The following is a 24869-nucleotide window of genomic DNA, read 5'->3' on the forward strand; positions in this document are numbered from 1 at the left end:
AACCTCGCAGCAACATCGAAGCGCTTCGACTGGGAAACGTCGAGACATGCGTCGGAGGACCGCTTCAGCTCAGCCAGTTCCACTCGAGACACCGCAGCCGACGGCCACCGCCGGGTGTCCTGGTGCGCCATGAAGGGTTGACGCAATGACGCCGAACGCCGCTTCCCTCTCCGCTGGTCCTTCCGGACCCAGCCGGAGAAGCTTCCTCGCCTCGACGGCGGTCGCCACCGCCGCGGTGGCGGGAGGGATGCCGTTGCTTGCCGCCTGCGGCGGTACGGACAGCGGCTCGCGCGACGGCACGACCTCGGGCAAGGACGCCAAGAAGATCCTGCCCGCCTACGTGGCAGGCAACGTGGTGACGCCCGACATCCCGTCGAAGAACGGCTCCTCGGTCGGCTTCACCAGCAAGCTCGACCTCGCCACGCTGAAGACCTCGGTGCCGAAGACGCTCGGCAAGGGCGGCAAGGTCACCGTGATGTCGCCGTTCTGGGGCTCGCCGCCGAAGAGCGACAACGCCTACTACACGGCGATGAACGCCCTCATCGGCGTCGACGTCGTCTGGCAGAACCAGGACGGCAACACCTACGACCAGAAGCTCGGCGCCGTGCTCGCCTCCAGCGACGTGCCGGACGTGGTGGTCGTCCCCGGCTGGAACATGGGCGGCAAGATACCCAGCGCCATCCTCAGCAAGTTCGCCGACCTGGGCCCGTACCTCTCCGGCGACAAGGTCAAGGAGTACCCGAACCTCGCGGCGATCCCGACCGACGCCTGGCAGCGCTCCCTCTTCGGCGGCAAGCTGCGCGGTCTGCCGATGCCGTCGTCGTACGTGACCAACATCGTGCCGTTCTACCGCAAGGACCTCTTCGACAAGAACGGCTACGAGGTCCCGACGACGACGGACGAGTTCACGGCCCTGGCCAAGGAGATCACCAACGCCAAGGCCAAGGTGTGGGCCTGCGGCGACATGAAGTGGACCGCGTTCAACAGCTTCGGAGTGCCGTCCGGCGGGGAGAAGCCGCTCGGCTGGATCCTCGAGGGCGACAAGCTGGTCAACCGCATCGAGCTGGACGTCTACCTCGAAGCGCTGGAGTGGACCCGCAAGCTGTTCGCCGCCGGTTACGTGCACCCGGACTTCAAGTTGGGCAAGAGCCAGGCCGTCGACCCGAGCACCAAGTTCGCCGCCGGTGAGTTCCTCATCTACAACAACGACATCTCCAGCTGGTACGGGCAGCAGGCCTCGCAGGCCGCCCAGAACCCGGACTTCCGGATCTGGGGCATGGACATCTTCGGCCACGGCGGCGCCGACCCGGTCATCTACGCCACCCAGCCGGCCAACATCTTCGCCTTCGTCAACAAGAAGGCCTCCGAAGCCGTCATCCGCGATGTGCTGGCCGTCGCCAACGTCACCGCCGCCCCGTACGGCACCAAGGAGTACATGCTCACCAACTACGGGGTGGAGGGCACGCACTACAGCGTCAAGGACGGGGTGCCCGTCAAGAACGACAAGGGCAACCAGGAGGTCCTCAACGCCTTCGTGATGGTCGCGAGCCCGGCGTCGACCATCGCCCACCCCGACTTCCCGGACATCGCCAAGGGCCAGGTCGAGTGGCAGCAGCGGATGGGCGCCTTCACCAAGAAGTCGGCCTTCTACGGCATGCAGATCACCGAGCCGAGCCGCTGGACCAACCTCTCCAACAACTTCGAGCAGCTGGAGGACGACATCGTCCGCGGCCGCAAGAAGATCAGCGACATGCAGGCGGCCGTCTCCGACTGGAAGAAGAAGGGCGGCGACGAGCTGCGCGCCTGGTACCAGAAGCTGCTCGACGACAACGGCACGGCGACGAGCTGACGGCAGCGAGGCAAGGAGAACGGCCGTGTCGCACAGCACGGTGCCTCGGAGCAGGGCCGAGGCCGACGAGACGGGAAAGACCCCGGTGGCGCCCGGCGGCGCCACCGGCCCCCAGGGGAAACGGTCCTCCGGGAAGCTGGGCCTGCGGGTCAGGCTCAGACGGGACCGCGTCCTGCTGCTGATGACGCTCCCGGCCGTCGTCCTCATCCTGCTCTTCAACTACGTGCCGATCCTCGGCAACGTGGTCGCCTTCCAGGACTACGACCCGTACATCAGCGACAACGGGATCGTCGCCATCTTCCACAGCCCCTGGGCGGGTGTGGAGAACTTCCAGCGGCTCTTCGAGGACTCGGCCTTCTGGGAGGCCGTCCGCAACACCCTGGTGCTGTTCTTCCTCCAGCTGGTGCTCTACTTCCCGATCCCGATCATGCTCGCGCTGCTCATCAACAGCGTGGTGAGGCCCCGGATCCGGGCGGTGTCGCAGGCGATCCTCTACCTGCCGCACTTCTTCTCCTGGGTGCTGGTCATCGCCGTGTTCCAGCAGCTGTTCGGCGGCGCGGGGATCCTCTCGCAGCTGCTGCGGCAGCACGGGTACGACGGCATCGACATCATGACCGACCCGGAGACCTTCAAGTTCCTGATCACCGCGCAGAGCGTCTGGAAGGACGCCGGCTGGGGCATCATCGTCTTCCTCGCCGCGCTGGCCTCGGTCAACCCCGACCTGTACGAGGCCGCCGCGATGGACGGCGCGGACCGCTGGCGCCGGATGTGGCACGTGACGCTTCCGGCCCTGCGCCCGGTGATCGCGCTGCTGCTCGTGCTGCGGGTGGGTGACGCGCTGACGGTCGGCTTCGAACAGATCCTGCTTCAGCGCGACGCGGTCGGACCAGGGGCGTCGGAGGTCCTCGACACCTTCGTGTGGTGGAACGGCGTCCGCAACCAGGACTTCGGCTACGCCGCTGCCGCCGGTCTGATCAAGGGCGTCATCAGCCTCGGTCTGGTGCTCGTCGCGAACAAGGTGGCCCATCTCATGGGCGAGCAGGGGGTGTACCAGAAGTGACCGCCGTGATCGACGAACCCCGGCGCCCACCCGGCCGTTGGGCCGCGCCGCCGCGGCCCGTGTGGGAGGAGGAGCCCAGCAGGGCCGGCCTCGCGGGCAAGGGCGTCGCCCTGTCCTTCGCCTGCCTGGCGATCCTCTTCCCCCTGTGGATCGTCCTCGTCACCAGCCTCTCCTCGCGGAAGACCATCGACGAGGCCGGCGGGCTGGTGATGGTGCCCAAGGGGATCACCTTCATCGCCTACCGGGAACTGCTCAGCGGTGGACAGGTCACCCGCGCGGCGGTCATCAGCGTTCTGATCACCGTCGTCGGCACGCTCTTCTCGATGGGCGTCTCCGTCCTGTGCGCCTACGGTCTCTCCCGCTCGGGATCGCTCGGCCACCGGTGGATCCTGATGGTCCTGCTGGCGACCATGTTCTTCAGCGCGGGCCTGATCCCGACCTACCTGCTGGTGCAGTCCCTGGGCCTGATGGACACCTACCTCGCGCTGATCCTGCCGAGCGCGATCAGCGTCTTCAACATCCTGGTCCTGCGCGGTTTCTTCATGGGGGTCTCGCAGGAGCTCGTCGACAGCGCGCGGATCGACGGGGCGGGGGACTTCCGGATCCTCTGGCAGATCGTCATGCCGCTGTCGAGGGCGGTGCTGGCCGTCATCACGCTGTTCTACGCCGTCGGGTACTGGAGCGCCTGGTTCAACGCGTCGCTGTACCTCAACGACCAGGACATGATGCCGTTGCAGAACGTCATGATCCAGCTGGTGCAGAAGCAGGAGGCGCCGGTCGGGCTGGGGCAGGCGATCAAGACGGGTCAGCTGTCGGGGCTGGCCGTGCAGATGGCGGTCATGGTGATGGCCCTGCTGCCGGTGGCGGTGCTGTCGCCGTTCGTCCAGAAGCACTTCAAGAAGGGGATGCTGACCGGCGCGGTCAAGGGGTAGCGGGCGCCCACTGCGTCCGGGGGCGGGAGGCACGGCGGTCGCGGGTTCGTCGTGTCGGCGCCCCTCGGGTCGGGCGTGACCGGCCCTGCTCAGGGGCGCGGGGAACTGCGTGACCAGCCCCCACTGCCCGCAGACGAACGACACCCCTCAACCCACAGACCCCCACCCACCGAGGTACCCATATGCGCCCCACCCGCCGCACCCTCCTCGCCGGCACCGCTGCCGCCGCCACGCTCACGGCACTCCCGCTCACCCAGGACCGAGCCCAAGCCGCGCCCACCCGACCCGGCTCAACCGCCGGAGGCTACCGCTGGCGCAACGCCGTGATCGGCGGCACTGGGTTCGTCACCGGCGTTCTCTTCCATCCGGCCGTCCGCGGTCTCGCCTACGCCCGTACCGACATCGGCGGCGCCTACCGCTGGGACGACCGCGCGGCCCGCTGGACCCCGCTCACCGACCACCTCGGCTGGGACGACTGGAACCTCCTCGGCGTGGAGGCCCTCGCCGTCGACCCCGCGCACCCGGACCGCGTCTACCTCGCCCTCGGCACCTACGCCCAGTCCTGGGCCGGCAACGGAGCCGTGCTGCGTTCCGAGGACCGCGGCGCGACCTGGACCCGCAGCGACCTCGCCGTGAAGCTCGGCGGCAACGAGGACGGCCGGGGCGCGGGGGAGCGGCTGCTGGTCGATCCGCGGGACAGCGACACCCTGTGGCTGGGGACCCGGCACGACGGGCTCCTCAGGTCCACAGACCGGGGCGCCACGTGGGCGGCCGTCACCGGCTTCCCGGGCACGCCGAGCGCGAGCGGCCAGGGGGTCACCCTCCTCGTCGCCGCGGGCCGCGCCCTCTACGCCGGCTGGGGCGACTCCGACGGGACGACCGCCAACCTGTACCGGACCGCCGACGGCACCACCTGGGAGGCCGTCCCCGGCCGGCCCGCCGGCGCCTCCGCCAAGGTGCCCGTCCGCGCCGCCTACGACCGCCACGCCCGCGAGCTGTACGTGACGTACGCCGACGCGCCCGGCCCCAACGGTCAGGCGGACGGCAGCGTGCACAAGCTGGCGACGGCGAGCGGCGGGTGGACCGACGTCACCCCGGTCCGGCCCGCGGACGGTGACACCTTCGGCTACGGCGGCGTCGCCGTGGACGCCCGGCGCCCCGGCACCGTCGTCGTCTCCACCAACAACCGCTGGTCGGCGGTCGACACCCTGTACCGGACCACGGACGGCGGCCGCGCCTGGACCTCGCTCAAGGACGCGGCGGTCCTCGACGTGTCCGAGACCCCGTTCCTCACCTTCGGCGCCGACGCCCCCAAGTTCGGCTGGTGGATCCAGGCCGTCGCCGTCGACCCGTACGACTCGAAGCACGTCGTCTTCGGCACCGGCGCCACGCTCTACGGCACCCGGGACCTGAAGCACTGGGCCCCGCAGATCCGGGGCCTGGAGGAGACCTCCGTACGGCAGCTGATCTCGCCCCCGACCGGGCCGGCGCACCTGATCAGCGGTCTGGGGGACGTCGGGGTGATGTACCACGAGCGGCTCACGGCCTCGCCGTCCCGGGGCATGGCGACGAACCCCGTGTTCGGGACGGCGACGGGCCTCGCGCAGGCCGCGGACAGGCCGTCGTACGTCGTCCGCACCGGCTGGGGTGACCACGGCAACGGCGCCTGGTCGGCCGACGGCGGCAGATCCTGGGCGCCCTTCGCGGCCCAGCCGGCCCTCGCCAAGGACGCGCCGGGGCCCATCGCCACCAACACCGACGGCAGCGTCCTGCTGTGGACCTTCGTGCACTGGGACGGCACCAAGTACCCCGCCCAGCGCTCCACGGACAACGGGGCGACCTGGTCCGAGGTCGCCTCCTTCCCCAAGGGCGCCACCCCGCTCGCCGACCCGGCCGACCCGGCGCGCTTCTACGCGTACGACACCGACACGGGAACCCTGTTCGCCAGCACCGACGGCGGCCTCACCTTCACCGCGGGGGCGAGCGGACTGCCCTTGGGTGACAGCCAGTTCCAGCTGGCCGCGGCCCCGGGACGCTCCGGGGACCTGTGGCTGAGCACCAAGTGGAACGGGTTGTACCGGTCCACCGACGGCGGCGCGGGCTTCACCAAGCTGACCAGCTGCCGGGCCTCGTACACCCTCGCCTTCGGGAAGGCCGCCGACGGCGCCGCGTACCCGGCGGTCTACCAGGTCGGCTCCACGGAGGCGATCACCGCCGTGTACCGCTCCGACGACGGGGCGCGGACCTGGGTGCGGATCAACGACGACCGGCACCAGTGGGGCTGGATCGGCGCGACCATCGCCGCCGACCCGCGCATCCACGGCCGGGTGTACATCGCCACCAACGGCCGGGGCATCCAGTACGGGGAGCCCGTCCGATGACCGCCGTCGACCGGCCCGGTCTCGCCGACGCCACCCGCGGCCGCATCCTCTTCGGCGGCGACTACAACCCCGAGCAGTGGCCCGAGGAGACCTGGCACGAGGACGTCCGGCTCATGCGGGACGCCGGCGTCAACTCGGTCACCCTCGGCGTCTTCTCCTGGTCCAGGCTCGAACCCGAGCCGGGCGCACGGGAGTTCGGCTGGCTCGACACGCTGATGGACCTGATGCACGCGAACGGCATCGGCGTCGTCCTCGCCACCCCCACCTCCGCCCCGCCCCCGTGGCTGGGCCGGCTGCACCCGGACACCCTGCCCCGCGACGAGAACGGCGACGTCGAGTGGTGGGGCGGGCGGCAGCACTTCTCGCACTCCAGCGCCACCTACCGCCGGCACGCCGCCGCCATCACCGAGGACCTGGCCGCCCGCTACGGCGGCCACCCCGCCCTCACGATGTGGCACATCAACAACGAGTACTGCACGGCCGATCACGGCGACGAGGCGGCCGCCGCCTTCCGCCGCTGGCTGCGCGAGAAGTACGGCACCCTGGACGCCCTCAACACCGCCTGGGGCACGGACTTCTGGAGTCAGGGCTACGACAGCTGGGACACCGTGCTGCCCGCCCGCCGCCCCCACTACCTGAAGAACCCCGGACAGGTGCTGGACTTCCGGCGCTTCACCTCCGACATGCTCCTGGAGTGCTACCTCGCCGAGCGGGACATCGTCGCCCGGCACACCCCGCACATCCCGGTCACCACCAACTTCATGCCGCTCTTCTTCGGCCAGGACGCCTGGCGCTGGGCCGAGGAGGAGGACGTCGTCTCCGTCGACCTCTACCCCGATCCGCGCGACCCGCTCGGCGCCCAGCACGGGGCACTGGTGCAGGACCTGACCCGCTCCCAGGCGCGCGGCCCCTGGATGCTGATGGAACAGGCGGCAGGACCGGTCAACTGGCGCGGGGTGAACCACCCCAAGCCGCGCGGCCTCAACCGGCTCTGGTCCCTCCAGGCCGTGGCCCGCGGCGCGGACGCCGTCTGCTACTTCCAGTGGCGCCAGTCCCGGCAGGGCGCCGAGAAGTTCCACTCCGGGATGGTCAGCCACGCGGGGGAGCGGGGCCGCACCTTCCAGGAGGTCAAGCAGCTGGGCGCCGAACTCGCCCGGATCGGACCCGAGGTGACGGACGGTCATATCCAGGCGGACGTCGCGATCCTGCACGACTGGCACGCCTGGTGGGCCGGCGCCCAGGACGGCCGGCCCTCCACCCACGTCGACCACCCGGCCGTCCTGCACGCCTGGCACCGCGCCCTGTGGGAGAGCCGGATCACCACCGACTTCGCCCACCCCGGGCACGACCTCACCGGCTACCGGCTGGTCGTCGTCCCCCAGCTGTACGCGATGCGGGACGCGGCGATCGACAACCTGCTCGCCTACGTCCGCGGCGGCGGCACCCTCGTGGCCGGCTTCCTGACCGGCGTGGCCGACGAGGACGACCGGGTCCGCCCCGGCGGCATGGACGCCCGCCTGCGCGAGCTGTTCGGCATCCGCACCCTGCACGAGTGGTGGCCGCTGGAGGCGGGGGAGCACGTCGAGACCGACGGCTTCCGCGGGACCCTGTGGTCGGAGGAGCTGGAGACCGCACCGGACGCGGTGGAAGCCGTCTACAAGGGCGGCGAACTCGACGGACTGCCCGCCGTCCTGCGCAACGACCGTGCCTGGTACGTCTCCACCCTCCCCGAGCCCGCGGCCCTGCGCGCGCTGCTCGCCCGCGTCGCCGCCGACGCGGGCGCCCGGCCCGTCCTCGAAGGCCTCCCGCCGCACGTCGAGGCGGTCCGCCGGGGAGAGCTGCTGTTCCTGCTGCACCACGGCCGCGAGCCGGTGACCTTCGACCTCCCGGGCGCCCACCACGACCTGCTGACCGGGACGCGCTTCACGGACGAGATCACGCTGGGCCGCTACGGCGTGGTGGTGTTGCGCTCATGACCGACACCCCGTCCCCGGCCCACCCCGCCCTCCCGAGCACCGACCGTCCCGTGCACGGCACCCATGAGTACCGGCCCGCCGCGCGCTGGGAGGACGCCTTCCTCAGCGGCAACGGCCGGCACGGCATCCTCACGTTCGGCGATCCGTACGACGACCGGGTCATCGTCACCCACCACACCCTGGTCCGCCCCAACGGCGCCGAACACGCCCGCCCGCCGGAGCTCGCCGCCGAACTCCCCGCCCTCCAGGACACGTTGCTGGCCGGGGAGTGGGAGGCCGCCGAGGGCTTCACCGACCACCGGCCCCTGCAATGGGTCCAGCCCTTCCACCCGGCCTTCCAGATACGGCTCAGAGCGCCCTCGGACGAGCCGCGCCGCCACCGCCTGCGGGCCGTCGACTTCACCACCGGCGAGGCCACCGCGACCTGCGCGGGCGGCGCCAGCCGGGTCTTCGTCTCCCGCGCCGACGACGTGATCGTCCAGCAGGTCACCGGCCTCGACCTGGACATCTTCCAGGACCACCGGCTGCCGGGCGCGCCCGCCGACCTCGCCGTCGGCCAGGGGTCCGTCCTCACCGCGGACGGCGCCCTGCTCACCCTGCGCGCCCGCTACCCCGACAGCGACCGCGGCTACACGGGCGTGACCCTCGTCGTCGTCACCGGCGGCCGCACCCGGCTCACCCACCCCGGTGTGCGGGTCACCGGAGCGGAGTCCGTGCTGCTCCTCACCCGCGTGCGCAGGCACACCGGCGAACTGGACGTCGCCGGGGAACAGCGCGCCCTGGGCGAGCTGCCGCACTCCTATGACGACCTGCTCGGCCGCCACCTCCCCCTGCACCGCACCGCCTACGAGCGCGTCACGCTCGACCTGCACGCCGAGCCGGGCGAGCGCGGACTTCCCGGCTCCGAGCTGCTGGAACGCCCCCGCAGCACGGCGCTGCTCGAGCGTCTCTTCGCGGCGGGGCGCTACCACCTGCTGTCCTCCGCCGGCCTCAACCCGCCCCGGCTGACCGGCCTGTGGACCGGCGACTGGGACACGGCCTGGTCCGGCGCGTTCACCAACGACGCCAACGTCAACCTCCAGACGGCCTCCGCCGCGGCCGCCGCGCTCCCCGAAGTCACCGACGCGCTGGCCGCCCTGGTCCACCGGCAGCTCGACGACTGGCGGGAGAACGCCCGCGCGGTCTTCGGCGCCCGCGGCGCGGTCGCGCCCGCGCACTCCGACGGCGAGTCCGGGCTGACGTACCACTTCAGCCGCGAATACCCGCTCCACCTGTGGACGGCCGGCGCCGACTGGCTGCTCAAACCCCTCGTCGACCACGACGAGACACGCGGCGGACGCGACCCGCGCACCGCCGCCGCCCTCGCCGAAGTCGCCCTCTTCTACGAGGACTTCCTCACCCGCACCGACCCCGACGACCCCGAGGGGCCGCTCGTCGTGGTCCCCTCCTACTCGCCGGAGAACCGGCCCACGGGCGGCAGCTGGGGCGCGGTGAACGCGGCCATGGACCTCTCGGCGGCCCGGCACGCCCTGCTCACCGCCGCCGCGTACCACCCGGACGACCCCGAGCGGGCCGGCCGCTGGCGTGCCCTCGCCGACCGCCTCCCGCCGCACCGGATCAACTCCGACGGCGCCCTGGCCGAGTGGGCCCGCCCCGGCCTCGACGACACCTACGACCACCGCCACCTGAGCCACCTCTACGGCGTCTGGCCCCTCGACGAGATCAACCCCTACGACACCCCGCGACTGGCCGCCGCCGCCCGTCGCGCCCTCGAACTGCGCGGCGCCGAGAACGACTCCGCGCACGGCCACCTGCACCACGCGCTGATCGCCGCCCGGCTCCGGGACGGCCACCGGGTCGCCCACGCCCTCGGCGAGGTCCTGGACGGCGACTTCTTCCACGCCTCCCTGATGAGCGCCCACTACCCCCGCCGCGACGTGTACAACGCCGACGCCGCGCACACCCTCCCCGCCGTGCTGATCGAGGCGCTCGTCCAGTCGACCCCCGACCGGCTGGTCCTGCTGCCCGCGCTTCCCCCGGCGCTCCCGTCGGGCGAACTGCGGGGCGTGCGAACCCGGTTCGGCGCCGAGCTCGACCTCTCCTGGGGTCCCGACGGCGCCCGTGCCGTCCTGCGGCCGCACCGCGCTCACCGCATCGAAGTCCGGACTTCCTCCGGCGACGCCGAGCCGCTCGCCCTCGCCGCCGGAGAAGACCACGTCCTCACCCTGGGGACGTGGTAGCCCCACCGACTCCCCCCACCCATGGAAGGGACACCATGGCAACACGTATCCGGAGCAGGGTCGTCAAGGCCCTGCTCGCCCCCGCACTGGCGCTCGGCGTCACCGTCGGACTGGCCGCCGCCCCCGCCTCGGCCGCCGTCTGGAACTCCTGCGACCAGTGGGGCAACACCAGCCTGAACGGCTACACGCTCTACAACAACATCTGGGGCTCCGGCGCCGGCAGCCAGTGCGTCTGGGCCAACTCCGGTACCAACTGGGGCGTCTGGGCCAACCACCCGAACACCGGCGGCATCAAGTCGTACCCCAACTCCAAGAAGGTGATCAACAAGACGATCACCTCGCTCGGTTCGCTGTCCAGCAGCTACAACGTCACGGTCCCGTCGTCCGGCGCCTACAACACGTCGTACGACATCTGGGACACCGACTACGACTACGAGATCATGCTCTGGGTGAACTACAACGGCGCCGTCGGCCCGCTCGGCACCTCCCAGGGCAACGTCACCCTCGGCGGCCACACCTGGACCGTCTACAAGGGCAGCAACGGCGCGAACGAGGTGTTCTCGTTCCTGCGCACGTCCGACTCGTCCTCCGGCACCGTCAACATCCTGCCGATCCTCAAGTGGATCAAGGACACGAAGGGCTGGTTCGGCAACGAGACCATCGGTGACGTCCAGTTCGGATACGAGATCACCTCGTCCTCCGGCGGGCTGGACTTCGTGACCAACAACCTGACCGTCAGCAGCAGCTGACGTCGGGGCCGGGGCCGACCGGCGTTCCTACGCCCGGTCGACCTCGGCCCGCAGCGCGTTGTAGCCGGCGAAGGCCGAGTCGACGTCGGCGCGGCTCAGGCCGTACCGGGACAGGTCGTAGCTGTGCGGCCGGGCACCCCTGGGGCGGGAGGCGATGGCCGGAAGCCGGGCCGCGTCGGCGTCGGTCCAGTGGGCGCCGACGGCCGCGTAGAGCTTCGGGGCGCCGGCGGCCGGATCCGAGCCCAGCCAGGAGTACGGGACGTCCACGAGCGCCTCGCGGGCGACGGCGGACCGGGCCGCGAGGCCGCGCCGCACCGAGCGGCTCAGCAGTTCCAGCCAGGTGGCCCCGAGTTCGTGCAGGTCGACGGGGCGCAGGGTGATGGCCATCCCGTGCTCGATCATGCTGCAGAAGGACGCCACGACGGCGGCCGGGTCGCGGTGGGTCCACACCAGGGTGGCGTCCGGGAACACCGTGAGCAGCGCGTCGAGGTTCCCGGTGTGCAGGGGCGACTTCAGTACCCAGCGGCGGCGGGTCCTGCCGTACTGGAGCACCTGGTAGATCTGCTTGAGGTACGCGTAGTCGGGCACGTGGTCCCGCTCGTCGAGCGCGGCCCGGTAGGCCGGTATGCGGGCCTGGGACAGCGGCATGACGGTGTGCGGGAGCGCGAACGTGCACTCCTCGGGGCCCTCGGCGACCAGGGGGTGGATGTCGCGGTAGCGCGGGGCGAACAGATCGATGGCGCCGACCATCAGACGGGCCGCGCCGACCGCCTTCCGGCGCCGCTCGGGCGGTCCCTCCAGGTCAGGTGTCAGTAACTCCCACAACAGGGGACATCGGTGCTGCTCCGAGAGGGACAGCACGCCGTGCGTGAGGGTGGTGGCGGTGCGGGGCAGACCGACCACGAACACCGGCCTCTCGATGGGCTCCCGCGCGATCCCGGGGTGCTCGGCGATGAGCCGCCGGACCCGGGCGCGGTTGGCGAGATGCCTGCGGACATGGCCTTGCGCGGACCACCAGCCGACCGGCGTGAGGTTCTCGTCCCGGGACCAGTGACGCAGCAGCAGCCGGAAGTCGTCGACGAAGCGCTGATCGCCGTCGGCCTGTCCGGCCCCGGCGAGGAGACGGGCGAAGACGCGGTCGGGGGTGCGCCGGGAGCGATGGCCCGGCCGGAGCAGCAGATTGGCCAGGGTGAGGGCGAGCGGGGGTGAGGACATGGGCGGGACACCCTTCGAAGCGGGGACGGGCAGTGGACGGAGGGTCCCTTACCCAGCCAACTCCCCTTTGTCTCCAAGGACGTTCACTCGTGACGCGGGTTTTACGGGCGGCCGGTCCCTCCCCTGGGCCGGGGCCGGACGCCCGCGTTCCTTCCCCCGTCGCGGCTACTCCGTCACCGGCAGCCGCGCCCCGTCCCGCAGGAACAGCGGGAGGCGGTCCAGCGGGGCGTCGACCGTCACGGCCGTGCCGCCCTCGTACGTCTCGCCCGTCCACGCGTCCGTCCAGGTCGCGCCCGCCGGGAGGTAGGCCGTACGGGCCGTGGCGCCCGCCGTCAGCACCGGGGCGACGAGCAGGTCCCGGCCGAAGAGGTAGGAGTCGTCCACCGACCAGGTCGCCTGGTCGTCCGGGAACTCCAGGAACAGCGGCCGCATGGGCGGCAGCCCCTCCTCGTGGGCCTCCCGCATGACCGCCAGGACGTACGGCTTGAGCCGCTCGCGCAGCCGCAGGTACTTCTCCAAAACCGCGCCGGCCTCCTCGCCGTACGACCACACCTCGTTCGGGCCGCCGGTCATGTCCGGACCCAGCGGCATGCCCGGGTCGCGGAAGCCGTGCAGCCGCATCAGCGGGGACAGCGCGCCGAACTGGAACCAGCGGACCATCACCTCCTGGTACGCCGGGTCGCTCGGGTCGCCGCCGTGGAAGCCGCCGATGTCGGTGTTCCACCACGGGATGCCCGACAGGGCGGTGTTCAGTCCGGCCGCGATCTGCCGGCGCAGGGTCGCGAAGTCGGTGCCGATGTCGCCGGACCACAGGGCGGCGCCGTAGCGCTGGCTGCCCGCCCACGCCGAACGGTTGAGGCTGATGATCTCGTCCTCGCCCGAGGCGCGCAGCCCCTCGTAGAAGGTGCGGGCGTTCTCGGCCGGGTAGCTGTTGCCGACCTCCAGACCCGGACCCGCCCAGTAGCGCAGGTTCTCCTGGAAGCCGGGCTTCAGCTCCGGCTCGCAGGCGTCCAGCCAGAAGGCCGTGATGCCGTACGGCGCGAGGTAGTTGTCACGGATCTTCGACCACACGAACTCCCGCGCGTCGGGGTTCGTCGCGTCGTAGAACGCCACCTGGACCGTCGACGCGACGCCCTTGTCCGGCCAGTCGGCGTGGGCCATCGGGCCGTACTGGGTGCCGATGAGGTAGCCGCGCTGCTCCATCACCGGATGGTTCTCGCTCAGCGGCGACACCGACGGCCAGACGCTCACCACCAGCTTGACGCCCAGTTCCTCGAGCTCACGGACCATCGCCGCCGGGTCGGGCCACTCGGCCGGGTCGAACTTCCAGTCGCCGAGGTGCGTCCAGTGGAAGAAGTCGCAGACGATGGCGTCGAGCGGCAGGCCCCGCCGCTTGTACTCCCGTGCCACGCCGAGGAGTTCGTCCTGGGTGCGATAGCGCAGCTTGCACTGCCAGAAGCCCGCCGCCCACGCCGGCAGCATCGGGGTGCGGCCGGTGGCCGCGCTGTAGCGGCGCTGGGCGTCGGCCGGGGCGCCGGCGGTGATCCAGTAGTCGATCTGCCGGGCCGAGTCCGCGACCCAGCGGGTGCCGTTGCCGGCCAGTTCGACCCTGCCGATCGCCGGGTTGTTCCACAGCAGGGTGTAGCCGCGGCTGGAGGTGAGCACCGGGATGCCCACCTCGGCATTGCGCTGGACCAGGTCCAGGACCAGGCCCTTCTGGTCCAGGCGGCCGTGCTGGTGCTGGCCGAGGCCGTACAGCTTCTCGTCGTCGTACGCGGCGAAGCGCTGCTCCAGGCGGTGGTGGCCGTTGCCGACGGCCGTGTAGAGGCGGGTGCCCGGCCACCAGAAGTGGGCGCGCTCCTCGGCCAGGATCTCCGCGCGGTCGTCCGTCCGCAGGAACCGGATCACGCCCTCGCCGTTCACCTCGACGGTGAGGGCGCCGACGGTCAACCGGCCCTCGGCGTCAGTGATCTTGACGCTGCTCTCGGTGGCCGGCGGCTCGTCGAGGAGCGCGCCCGGCAGCCCTTCGAGGATCGGCCCGCCGAGCCGGGCGCGCACCCGGACGGCGTCCGGACCCCACGGCTCGACCCGCAGGGTCTCCTGGCGGCCGCTCCACTCCAGCGCGCCGCCGTGCTCACGGAAGGTGCCGACCGTGGGCGACGACTGCGCGAGGCTGACCTGAGGCGGGGTTTCGGCAGGCTGGTTCATGCGAGGTGCTCCTTGAAGGAGTGCAGACATGGCGGTGCCCTGGCAGCGGGCGCGACAGCGGGAGAGCCGGGTGGGTACGGAGGAGCCGGGCGGGTCGGGAAGATCCGGGTGGGTGCAAAGGAGCGGGGGTGGGTCAGGAGACGGTGGGCGCCGGTCCCGTGCTCGCCCGGACCGTCAGCTCGGGCGCGATCAGCACGACTTCGTCGCCGCCGTGTCCCTCCAACTTGGCGACCAGGCGTTCCACGGCGTGCCGGCCCATGTCCTGCGCGGGGATGGCGACCGACGTCAGCCGCACCGAGGCCTGGACGGCGACCTGTTCGGGGCAGATGGCCACCACCGACACGTCCTCCGGCACGGCCCGGCCCTGCTGGCGCAGCAGCGCGAGGAGCGGCTCGACCGCCGACTCGTTCTGCACGACGAACCCGGTGGTGCCCGGACGCTCGTCGAGGACCCGGGCCAGGGTCACGGCCATCGCGTCGTACCCGCCCTCGCACGGGCGGTGCAGCAGCCGCAGGCCCAGCTCCTTGGCCCGGTACCGGAGTCCGTCGAGGGTGCGCTCGGCGAAGCCGGTGTGCCGTTCGTAGACGGCCGGCGCCTCGCCGATGACAGCGATGTCACGGTGCCCCAGCATCGCCAGGTGCTCCACGCAGAGCGCACCGGTCGCCGCGAAGTCCAGATCGACGCAGGTCAGGCCCGAGGTGTCGGCGGGCAGTCCGATCAGCACGGACGGCTGGTCGGTGGAGCGCAGCAGCGGCAGCCGCTCGTCGTCGAGCTCGACGTCCATCAGGATCATCGCGTCGGCGAGCCCGCTGCCGGTGACACGGCGGACGGCGTCGGGCCCCTCCTCGCCGGTGAGCAGCAGGACGTCGTACCCGTGCGTGCGCGCGCTGGTGGCCACCGCGATGGCGATCTCCATCATCACGGGCACGTACATGTCGGTGCGCAGCGGGATCATCAGCGCGATGATGTTCGACCTGCTGCTGGCCAGTGCGCGGGCGCCCGCGTTCGGGTGGTAGCCGAGCTGCCGGATGCTCTGCTCGACCCGCTGCCGGGTGGTCGTGGAGATGGACCGCTTGCCACTGAGGACATAGCTCACCGTGCTCGCCGAGACTCCGGCGTGCTGGGCGACCTCGGCGAGGGTGACCATCCAGCTCTCCAAGTTTTGTGAAGCGCTTCGACAGTGCGCGGGGCGAACAGGGGCGGGTGAGGGTGGTTCGACAGTAGCCTCAGCGGGGGTGGGTGTCCATAGGTTGTCGAAGCGCTTCGACAGCGAGTTGTGGGGGATTGGTGGAGAAGAGTACGGCAAGCTTTTACGACCCCGCGATCGCCGCTCGTCCGGCACCCGTTCGGCGCAAGCCCCGCGCCGACGGCGAACCCGTCCCCGGCGACGGAGCCGGTGCCGGGGCCCGGCGAGGGAAGGGGCCGCCCGGACCGGAGCCGTACACGCTCGGCACCGGCCGGACGTGTGCGCGTGGGGTGGCCACCTCGTCCCGGATCGGGTACCAACGATCGAGTAGCACCCATCGGTAACCAATGTGGCCCGAGATCCCGATTCGCGGCGAGGTGAGCCTCATGTCCGCACCACCCCTCAAGAAACCCACTGTCACCGAGCGTGAGGCGCGCCAGGTCGCCGAGGCCGCTCGCGAGCAGGACTGGCGCAAACCCAGCTTCGGCAAGGAACTGTTCCTCGGCCGCTTCCGGCTGGACCTCATCCATCCCCATCCGCTCCCCACCGACGAGGCCGTCCGGCGCGGCGAGCAGTTCCTGACGAAACTCCGCGCCTTCTGCGAGACGAAGGTGGACGCGGCCCTCATCGAGCGTGAGGCCCGCATCCCCGACGAGGTGATCAACGGGCTCAAGGAGCTCGGCGCCCTCGGCATGAAGATCGACCCCAAGTACGGCGGCCTCGGCCTCACCCAGGTGTACTACAACAAGGCGCTGGCCCTGGTGGGCTCGGCCAGCCCCGCCGTCGGCGTGCTGCTCTCGGCGCACCAGTCGATCGGCGTGCCGCAGCCGCTGAAGCTGTTCGGCACCCCGGAACAGAAGCAGCGGTTCCTGCCGCGCTGCGCCCGCACCGACATCAGCGCCTTCCTCCTCACCGAGCCGGACGTCGGCTCCGACCCGGCGCGCCTCGCGACCAGCGCGGTGCCCGACGGGGACGACTACGTCCTCGACGGGGTGAAGCTGTGGACCACCAACGGGGTGGTCGCCGACCTGCTGGTCGTGATGGCCCGGGTGCCCAAGAGCGAGGGCCACCGGGGCGGGATCACCGCCTTCGTCGTGGAGGCGGACTCGCCCGGCATCACCGTCGAGAACCGCAACGCCTTCATGGGCCTGCGCGGCATCGAGAACGGCGTGACCCGCTTCCACCAGGTGCGGGTCCCGGCCGCGAACCGCATCGGCCCCGAGGGCGTGGGCCTGAAGATCGCCCTGACCACGCTCAACACGGGACGGCTCTCGCTGCCCGCGTCCTGCGTGGCGGCCGGCAAGTGGTCGCTGAAGATCGCCCGCGAGTGGTCCGCGGCCCGCGAGCAGTGGGGCAGGCCGATCGCCCACCACGAGGCCGTCGGCGCGAAGATCAGCTTCATCGCGGCGACCACCTTCGCCCTGGAGGCGGTGCTCGACCTCTCCTCCCAGATGGCGGACGAGGACCGCAACGACATCCGGATCGAGGGCGCGCTGGCCAAGCTCATCGCCTCCGAGCTGGGCTGGCGCATGGCCGACGAACTGGTCCAGATCCGCGGCGGCCGCGGCTTCGAGACGGCGGCTTCGCTCGCCGCCCGGGGCGAGAAGGCCGTCCCCGCCGAGCAGGTCCTGCGCGACCTGCGGATCAACCGCATCTTCGAGGGCTCGACGGAGATCATGCACCTGCTGATCGCGCGTGAGGCCGTCGACGCCCACCTCTCGGTCGCCGGCGACCTGATCGACCCCGACAAGTCCCTTCAGGACAAGGCGAGGGCGGGCGCGAACGCGGGCGTCTTCTACGCCAAGTGGCTGCCGAAGCTGGTCGCGGGACCGGGCCAACTGCCCTCCTCGTACGCGGAGTTCAAGCACGAGGTCGACCTCTCCCCGCATCTGCGGCATGTCGAGCGGCACTCCCGCAAGCTCGCCCGCTCGACCTTCTACGCCATGTCCCGCTGGCAGGGCCGGATGGAGACCAAGCAGGCCTTCCTCGGCCGGATCGTCGACATCGGCGCGGAGCTGTTCGCGATGAGCGCGGCCTGCGTACGCGCCGAACTGCTGCGCTCGCGCGGCGAGAACGGCCGGGAGGCCTACCAACTCGCCGACGCCTTCTGCCGCCAGTCCCGGATCCGCGTCGACGAGCTCTTCGGCCGGCTGTGGAGCAACACCGACGACGTGGACGGCAAGGTCGTCAAGGGCGTCATGGGCGGCGCCTACGAGTGGCTGGAGCAGGGCATCGTCGACCCGTCCGGGGAAGGCCCCTGGATCGCCGACACCACACCGGGACCCAGCGAGCGGGCGAACGTCCACCGCCGCATCCGCTGAGCGGGCGCCGGGACGTGACTTCGCCACGGTGCGCGAAGTCACGTCCCGGCGGCGCCCCCGCCTCCCGGCGCCCTCCTGGTCAGCACCCGGACCACGTTCGTGGGAACGGTGATCACCCGGCTCCTGGCCCGGGCGGCCACCGCCAGTTCGACCCAGCGCGGCATCGGATCCGGCGGCAGGGCGGCGCCGGCCCGCAGCTCGAGACGCCTGATGAGCTGCGACTCCAGCTGCCACAACGCGATGTCCAGGCCGCCCTCGGGGACGTCGTACGACAGCGTCCGCGTGAACTCGGACTCCGTGTTCACCGAGATGGTCGACCTGGTGAGCCGGGACCACTGCGCGCTGGCCTGCGCGGCGAGGAACGAGATGTCCAGCTTCGCCTCGAGCCCGATGGTGGTCGCCAGCTCCCGGGCGGTCTCCTCGCTGACGCCCACGCGGACCGTCCGCTCGTCGGTGAACTGGCTGGGCCCGTCGGTGGACACCACCCACAGCAGCCGCCAGCGCTGCGCGTGGCCCAGCCGGAACGTCAGCACCTCCGAGGCCGTGCCCAGCTGCGACGGGGTCAGCGTGCCGAAGCCTGGCTCCTGCGCGAGCAGCCGACGGGTGAACGCCGGGGCGGAGATGCTGCGCGAGACCAGCCAGGCGGACTGGCGGTGCTGGAGCTCACCGAGCGCCGAACCCACCGACTCGCCCAGGAAGGCGGGCGGTTCACGATGGGTGAGGGCGATGGTGCGCCGGTTCGTGGTCGTGCTCATGGCCGGGATCCGCTCTGCCCGCCCCGGGCGGGCGGCCCGGCGGACTGGTGCAGCGCTCGGTGGTGGATGTCGGCCGCGCACTGCGCGATGGACTCCACCGCCTTGAGCGCGAAGGCGAGATCGCCGGACCGGTCGCCGGTCAGAGTGACCTCGAGGGTCTGGCTCCCCGCGACGGTCACCTTCAACAGCCCGTCGTTGGTGTGCGCCGAGGACGGGTACAGCACGTGCAGGGTCACCGGGACCCGGCCGGCCCAGACCACCTGGCCGGTCACCGCGATCCGGTCGGAGCGGACGACATGGCGCAGCCCGCCGTACTTCGCTATCAGGTCCCGGTCGCGGGCCAGCCGTTCCTGGCCCTCGGGCGAGTCGGTCCAGCCCGGGACCGAGAGCGGCACGGGCCCCCGCGTCCCCGGATCGGGGACCGCGAGAGCCCCGCCCGCCGAGTCCGCCGAGCCCTGCGGCCCCTCGGTCACGATCAGGTTCTCCGCCGTCAGCTCGTAGTAGTGCCGGTCGCCCCGGACGAACAGGAAGTGCCGGGCCGACGCGAATCCACGGCTGTCCGTGCCCAGGCTGGCGAAGAAGAAGTCGTGGTTGTGCCCCTCGGCGTTCACCGTGTCCCGGTATCCCTCGATGTCCCCGGGACTCAGATTGCGCAGCTGGTTGGGATGGTGACTGTGCCAGCTGCCCAGATGCTCGATCTCGGGGTACCGCTGCTCCAGCCGCCGGAACTCCTGGATCTGGAACTCGGTGTCGCCGCGGTGGAACGTGGGCGTGCGGTCGGCCCGCGGCCCGTCGTCGATGTAGTCCACGACGTGCAGTTCCAGCCGCTCCATCGCCGCATGGCGCTCGTCCAGGCGCTCGGAACGCTTCGTGCCCCGGATGAACCCGACGTACTTGCCGCCCACCTCCACCTTCGGATGACCGAGGATCTCCTGCGTGAAACGCTGCGTCAGCCGCGGCCGTACGAAGACCCGCAGCGTGGCTGGGCATTTCTTCCGGGCTGTTCCGAACATCTCCACCGTCCTCACTCGCTGCCCGTGTCGGGCTCGGTGGCCGGTCCACAGGTGAGATGGCACCCGGTGAGCGGCCGGAGCAGGATGCGCGTGTTGTCGTACGAATTGCCGAAGAGGCCTTCGACCCGGCGGATGCCGACGGTCAGCCAGTTGAAACTCGGCTGGAGCAGATACCGCGAACGGCGGCCGCCCAGCAGCGAGAGCACGTAGTGGGCGTGGTAGGAGGCCACGATGGAGATGTCGGCGGCCAGCCCGGACGCCGCGAAGTCGGTATCACCCAGGCCGTAGATCCGCTGCTGTTCCTCGTCGGTGAGTTCAAGCCAGTCGTCGAGGTCCAGGCCCCGGTCCATGCAGAACTTCAGCTTGCAGTCGTGGCAACCGGTCTCGCCCGGCAGATAGGCGTAGACCTCGCCGCCCAGTCCGGTGCGGAACACCATGCCGAAGACGCACGGGACACGGCTGCGCACACACAGCTCGTTGACGTAGTTGCGGGCCACGGCGTCGTCGACCGCGCACACCACGAGGGTCGCCCCGGCGATCTCCCGCTCGATCTCGGGGGACCTGGTCACGTCGTGCGCGAAGGGGTCGACCCTGCTCGCCGGGTTGCGGTCCACGAGCCATTCGGCGGCGATGTCGGTCTTGAGCCGCCCGAGGTCGCTGCGCCGCGCCGGATGCTTGACCAGGTTCTCCGGCTGCAGCACATCGGGGTCGAACAGCGCCCAGTCCCGGATGCCGCACATGGCCAGGCGCTCCATGACCACGGCGCCTCCGCTGCCCAGGCCGACCAGGACGATCCTGGCCCGGCCCAGTTCGGAGGTGTCGAGGAGATAGTCGATGCGGGATGTGTCGAGCACCGCGTCAGCGGTCATACCAGGACCTCCTCAGATGCCCGGCGGCCCCGGTCAGTGGGGCTGCTGCGGGCCCGGCCATACCTGCCGGTCGACCCAGATCTCGTACTTGTTGAGCCAGATCGCCGCCTTCGCGACCACGGCGGCCGCCGAGAAGAAGGAGGACCACTGCCTGCGACGCATCACGCAGATCGTGCCGTCCGCGTACATGTGCGGGTTCTTCACCGGCGTCCAGCCGTGCGGCCAGACCTGCGGAAGGCTGTGCGGATAGCCGTCGGGCAGATCGATCCAGATGCCGTACTGGGTGCCGGTGAACGTCCGCAGCGAACCCCTGGCGACCGCCCACGTGCCCGCGCGCGGAGTCGTGGAGTCCAGGACGAACCGGGGGAAGTGCAGCGCCAGGATGCGTCTCTCCTCGGCCAGCCGGCCGCCCACCGGGTCGGCGCCGATGACCAGGCTGCGGGTGACCTTGATGTCCCCTGCCCCGCCCGCCATGTCAGGGCCTGCCCGTCCGGGAGTACTCCCCCTTCTGGTCGGCGATGCCGACGATCGGCTTGTTGATGAACCCGGCGGGTGACTTTCCGGCGGCATAGATGTTGCCGTCCTCACCGACCTCCACGAGGTCGTTGTCACCCAGCGATGACAGCAGTTGCTCCGCCTCTGCGCGGCTCGTCATCAGAACCCCCCGATCGATCCGCAGATCCTGGCCGAAAGCTAGCGGCATAGATAGGTGAAGTGCCAACGAAATAGACCAAATAATCCGTAGAGGAAACAATGCGAAAAACTTCGTACGGCGGACGATATGAAATGCACTCCGTCGACCAAGTTCGGCCCGGCGCGGTGGGGCGTACGCGACCGGTCGCCCTTCCCGGGGGACACCCCGGTCCTGCCGCGCACCGGTTGCGGCAACAATGGGGGGATGAGTGACAGTCCAGCCCCCCTCGCCGACCCGCACCTCGTCTACGACCCGGTCGCGGGCGACGGCCCGAAGGACGTGGTGATCCTCGGCTCCACCGGTTCGATCGGCACCCAGGCCATCGACCTCGTGCTGCGCAACCCGGACCGCTTCCGGGTGACCGGCCTGTCCGCCAACGGCGGCCGGGTCGCCCTTCTCGCCGAGCAGGCCCGCAGGCTGCGGGTGCGGACCGTCGCGGTGGCCCGCGAGGACGTCGTGGCGGCGCTGCGCGAGGCACTCGCCGCCGAGTACGGGACGGGGGAGCCGCTCCCCGAGATCCTGGCCGGCCCGGAGGCCGCCACCCGGCTCGCCGCCTCCGACTGCCACACCGTCCTCAACGGCATCACGGGCTCCATCGGCCTCGCGCCCACCCTCGCCGCCCTGGAGGCGGGCCGCACCCTCGCGCTCGCCAACAAGGAGTCGCTCATCGTCGGCGGCCCGCTGGTCAAGGCGCTCGCCGAGCCCGGCCAGATCATCCCGGTGGACTCCGAGCACGCGGCCCTCTTCCAGGCCCTGGCCGCCGGCACCCGCGCGGAGGTGCGCAAGCTGGTCGTCACCGCCTCCGGCGGCCCCTTCCGAGGCCGCACGAAGCGGCAGCTGGCGAACGTGACGGTCGAGGAAGCCCTCGCCCACCCCACCTGGTCCATGGGACCGGTGATCACGATCAACTCCGCGACCCTGGTCAACAAGGGCCTGGAAGTCATCGAGGCGCACCTTCTCTACGACATTCCCTTCGACCGCATTGAGGTCGTCGTGCATCCCCAGTCGTATGTCCACTCGATGGTGGAGTTCACGGACGGATCGACGCTGGCCCAGGCGACGCCCCCCGACATGCGAGGGCCGATCGCCGTCGGTCTGGGCTGGCCCCGGCGCGTCCCCGACGCGGCGCCCGCCTTCGACTGGAGCACGGCGTCGACGTGGGAGTTCTTCCCGCTCGACGACGAGGCCTTCCCCTCCGTGAACCTCGCCCGGCATGTCGGCGAGCTCGCGGGCACGGCCCCGGCGGTGTTCAATGCCGCCAACGAGGAGTGTGTGGAGGCGTTCCGCAAGGGCGCGCTCCCGTTCAACGGGATCATGGAGACCGTCACCCGGGTCGTGCAGGAGCACGGCACGCCGGCGACGGGAACTTCACTCACCGTGTCGGACGTCCTCGAAGCGGAGACCTGGGCACGGGCCCGGTCCCAGGAACTGACGGCTACCGCGGAGGCGCGTGCATGACAGCCCTGATGATGATCCTCGGCATAGTCGTCTTCGCGGTCGGCCTGCTGATCTCGATCGCCTGGCACGAACTGGGACACCTGTCCACGGCCAAGCTCTTCGGCATCCGGGTGCCGCAGTACATGGTCGGCTTCGGCCCGACGATCTTCTCGCGGAAGAAGGGCGAGACCGAGTACGGCGTCAAGGCGATCCCCTTCGGCGGCTACATCCGCATGATCGGCATGTTCCCGCCGGGCGACGACGGCCGGATCACGGCCCGCTCCACCTCACCCTGGCGCGGCATGATCGAGGACGCCCGCTCGGCCGCGTACGAGGAGCTCCAGCCGGGCGACGAGACGCGCATGTTCTACACGCGCAAGCCGTGGAAACGGGTCATCGTGATGTTCGCGGGCCCGTTCATGAACCTGGTGCTCGCGGTGGGCCTGTTCCTCACCGTCCTGATGGGCTTCGGCATCCAGCAGCAGACCACCACCGTCAGCTCGGTCTCCCCCTGCGTCATCTCGCAGAGTCAGAACCGCGACGAGTGCAAGTCGACCGACCCGGCCTCCCCGGCCGCGGCCGCCGGCATGAAGCCGGGCGACAAGATCGTCTCCTTCGCCGGTGAGAGGACGGACGACTGGAACACGCTCTCCGACCTGATCCGGGTCAGCGCCGGCAAGGAGGTCGCCATCGTCGTCGACCGGGACGGCAAGGAACTGACCCTGCACACGACGATCGCCACCAACCAGGTCGCCAAGAAGGACTCCGACGGGACGTACGTCCAGGGCGAGTACATCAAGGCCGGCTTCCTCGGCTTCAGCGCGGCCACCGGCGTCGTCAGGCAGGACTTCGGCGACTCCGCGTCCTGGATGACCGACCGGGTGGGGGAGGCCGTCGACTCCATCGCCGCCCTCCCCGGCAAGATCCCGGCCCTGTGGAACGCCGCCTTCGACGGCGCCCCCCGCGAGCCCGACTCACCCATGGGCGTGGTCGGCGCGGCCCGCGTCGGCGGTGAGATCTTCACCCTCGACATCCCGGCCTCGCAGCAGCTGGCCATGGCCGTGATGCTGGTCGCGGGCTTCAACCTCTCCCTGTTCCTCTTCAACATGCTCCCGCTGCTCCCGCTGGACGGCGGGCACATCGCGGGCGCCCTGTGGGAGTCCCTGCGCCGCAACCTGGCCAAGGTCCTGCGCAGGCCGGACCCGGGCCCGTTCGACGTGGCGAAGCTGATGCCGGTGGCGTACGTGGTGGCGGGCATCTTCATCTGCTTCACGGTGCTGGTCCTCATCGCGGACGTGGTGAACCCCGTGCGCATCTCGTAGCCACCTTCACGTCACACGTGGTTCGCGGCGGCCCGGGACGATACGTTCCGGGCCGCCTTCCATCGAGTGGGTTTGACGGCCGTGATGTGCTCGCGCCCGGGGCGGTGCCGTAATCTCGAAGCCTGGAACCCGCCTTCGACGGGACCTGGACCTTGATCCACGACTTGGGGTTGCACAGCAGATGACTGCGATTTCTCTCGGCATGCCGTCCGTTCCGACCAGGGTTGCCGAGCGCCGCAAGAGCCGGCAGATCCAGGTCGGGTCCGTGGCGGTCGGCGGAGACGCGCCGGTGTCCGTGCAGTCGATGACGACGACGCGTACCTCCGACATCGGCGCCACCCTCCAGCAGATCGCGGAGCTGACGGCGTCCGGCTGTCAGATCGTCCGGGTGGCCTGTCCCACGCAGGACGACGCGGACGCTCTCGCGACGATCGCGCGCAAGTCGCAGATCCCGGTGATCGCGGACATTCATTTCCAGCCGAAGTACGTGTTCGCCGCGATCGAGGCGGGTTGTGCGGCGGTGCGGGTGAATCCGGGCAACATCAAGCAGTTCGACGACAAGGTCAGGGAGATCGCCCAGGCGGCGAAGGAGCACGGCACTCCGATCCGTATCGGTGTCAACGCCGGCTCGCTGGACCGTCGTCTGCTGCAGAAGTACGGCA

At 70.9% G+C, this 24869-nt stretch carries 19 protein-coding genes; 11 read left to right on the plus strand and 8 right to left on the minus strand.

What is annotated here, in order from left to right:
- Positions 1-145: 145 nt before the first annotated feature.
- The 7 genes from ACIRPU_RS24175 to ACIRPU_RS24205 all read left to right on the plus strand — a co-directional run bounded on the left by ACIRPU_RS24175 (position 146) and on the right by ACIRPU_RS24205 (position 11187).
- Positions 146-1849, plus strand: a complete 1704-nt coding sequence (locus tag ACIRPU_RS24175) for an extracellular solute-binding protein (protein WP_403870634.1) — start codon at positions 146-148, stop codon at positions 1847-1849.
- Positions 1850-1874: 25 nt separating this feature from the next.
- Positions 1875-2909 carry an ABC transporter permease gene (locus tag ACIRPU_RS24180; RefSeq protein ID WP_403870637.1) on the plus strand — a complete coding sequence of 345 codons (1035 nt, stop codon included), beginning with the start codon at positions 1875-1877 and terminating at the stop codon, positions 2907-2909.
- Positions 2906-3841 (plus strand): carbohydrate ABC transporter permease, encoded by a 936-nt coding sequence (locus ACIRPU_RS24185; RefSeq protein ID WP_403870640.1) that lies wholly within the window; start codon positions 2906-2908, stop codon positions 3839-3841. The genes ACIRPU_RS24180 and ACIRPU_RS24185 overlap by 4 nt, the downstream gene beginning before the upstream one ends.
- A 182-nt stretch (positions 3842-4023) precedes the next feature.
- Positions 4024-6222, plus strand: coding sequence for a WD40/YVTN/BNR-like repeat-containing protein (locus tag ACIRPU_RS24190; protein WP_403870643.1), 2199 nt, complete (start codon positions 4024-4026; stop codon positions 6220-6222).
- Positions 6219-8198, plus strand: coding sequence for a beta-galactosidase (locus tag ACIRPU_RS24195; RefSeq protein WP_403870646.1), 1980 nt, complete (start codon positions 6219-6221; stop codon positions 8196-8198). The genes ACIRPU_RS24190 and ACIRPU_RS24195 overlap by 4 nt, the downstream gene beginning before the upstream one ends.
- On the plus strand, positions 8195-10438 hold the full coding sequence (locus ACIRPU_RS24200; RefSeq protein ID WP_403870649.1) for a glycosyl hydrolase family 95 catalytic domain-containing protein: 2244 nt from the start codon (positions 8195-8197) through the stop codon (positions 10436-10438). The genes ACIRPU_RS24195 and ACIRPU_RS24200 overlap by 4 nt, the downstream gene beginning before the upstream one ends.
- Before the next feature lie 35 nt (positions 10439-10473).
- Positions 10474-11187, plus strand: a complete 714-nt coding sequence (locus ACIRPU_RS24205; protein WP_355705110.1) for a GH12 family glycosyl hydrolase domain-containing protein — start codon at positions 10474-10476, stop codon at positions 11185-11187.
- Between the two features lie 27 nt (positions 11188-11214).
- Here ACIRPU_RS24205 and ACIRPU_RS24210 read toward each other — a convergent pair whose 3' ends face one another.
- The 3 genes from ACIRPU_RS24210 to ACIRPU_RS24220 form a co-directional block, all read right to left on the minus strand.
- Entirely contained in the window at positions 11215-12402 is a 1188-nt protein-coding gene (locus tag ACIRPU_RS24210) for a sulfotransferase family protein (RefSeq protein WP_403870652.1), read from the minus strand.
- 165 nt (positions 12403-12567) lie between these two features.
- Positions 12568-14610: a TIM-barrel domain-containing protein gene (locus tag ACIRPU_RS24215; RefSeq protein ID WP_403870655.1), complete on the minus strand. Its 2043-nt coding sequence runs from the start codon at positions 14608-14610 to the stop codon at positions 12568-12570.
- Positions 14611-14743: 133 nt separating this feature from the next.
- Entirely contained in the window at positions 14744-15757 is a 1014-nt protein-coding gene (locus tag ACIRPU_RS24220; protein WP_403870658.1) for a LacI family DNA-binding transcriptional regulator, read from the minus strand.
- A 425-nt stretch (positions 15758-16182) separates the two neighbouring features.
- On the opposite strand from ACIRPU_RS24220, the gene ACIRPU_RS24225 reads away from it, so the two are divergent.
- A complete protein-coding gene (locus tag ACIRPU_RS24225) occupies positions 16183-18117 on the plus strand; it encodes an acyl-CoA dehydrogenase family protein (RefSeq protein ID WP_403870661.1) in 1935 nt (644 codons plus the stop codon).
- Between the two features lie 38 nt (positions 18118-18155).
- Here the strand turns inward: ACIRPU_RS24225 and ACIRPU_RS24230 are convergent, their stop codons facing one another.
- From ACIRPU_RS24230 to ACIRPU_RS24250, 5 genes are read right to left on the minus strand one after another with little or no spacing between them, the layout of a single operon-like run.
- The gene (locus tag ACIRPU_RS24230) at positions 18156-18872 is read right to left on the minus strand and encodes a hypothetical protein (protein ID WP_403870664.1); all 717 of its coding nucleotides are present in this window, start codon (positions 18870-18872) and stop codon (positions 18156-18158) included.
- Positions 18869-19885: a hypothetical protein gene (locus ACIRPU_RS24235; RefSeq protein ID WP_403870667.1), complete on the minus strand. Its 1017-nt coding sequence runs from the start codon at positions 19883-19885 to the stop codon at positions 18869-18871. The genes ACIRPU_RS24230 and ACIRPU_RS24235 overlap by 4 nt, the downstream gene beginning before the upstream one ends.
- Before the next feature lie 11 nt (positions 19886-19896).
- A complete protein-coding gene (locus ACIRPU_RS24240) occupies positions 19897-20754 on the minus strand; it encodes a ThiF family adenylyltransferase (protein ID WP_403870670.1) in 858 nt (285 codons plus the stop codon).
- A gap of 33 nt (positions 20755-20787) precedes the next feature.
- On the minus strand, positions 20788-21228 hold the full coding sequence (locus tag ACIRPU_RS24245; RefSeq protein WP_403870673.1) for a hypothetical protein: 441 nt from the start codon (positions 21226-21228) through the stop codon (positions 20788-20790).
- Between the two features lies 1 nt (position 21229).
- The gene (locus ACIRPU_RS24250) at positions 21230-21409 is read right to left on the minus strand and encodes a hypothetical protein (RefSeq protein WP_383469012.1); all 180 of its coding nucleotides are present in this window, start codon (positions 21407-21409) and stop codon (positions 21230-21232) included.
- 243 nt (positions 21410-21652) lie between these two features.
- On the opposite strand from ACIRPU_RS24250, the gene dxr reads away from it, so the two are divergent.
- The 3 genes from dxr to ACIRPU_RS24265 form a co-directional block, all read left to right on the plus strand.
- Positions 21653-22906, plus strand: coding sequence for a 1-deoxy-D-xylulose-5-phosphate reductoisomerase (gene dxr / locus ACIRPU_RS24255; RefSeq protein WP_355705102.1), 1254 nt, complete (start codon positions 21653-21655; stop codon positions 22904-22906).
- Positions 22903-24207: a M50 family metallopeptidase gene (locus ACIRPU_RS24260; RefSeq protein WP_384112671.1), complete on the plus strand. Its 1305-nt coding sequence runs from the start codon at positions 22903-22905 to the stop codon at positions 24205-24207. The genes dxr and ACIRPU_RS24260 overlap by 4 nt, the downstream gene beginning before the upstream one ends.
- Positions 24208-24388: 181 nt before the next feature.
- Positions 24389-24869: flavodoxin-dependent (E)-4-hydroxy-3-methylbut-2-enyl-diphosphate synthase (locus ACIRPU_RS24265; RefSeq protein ID WP_403870677.1), on the plus strand; the 481-nt coding region annotated here is incomplete at its 3' end.

The sequence above is a fragment of the Streptomyces sp. NPDC102259 genome, from assembly GCF_044766465.1.
GTDB lineage: Bacteria > Actinomycetota > Actinomycetes > Streptomycetales > Streptomycetaceae > Streptomyces.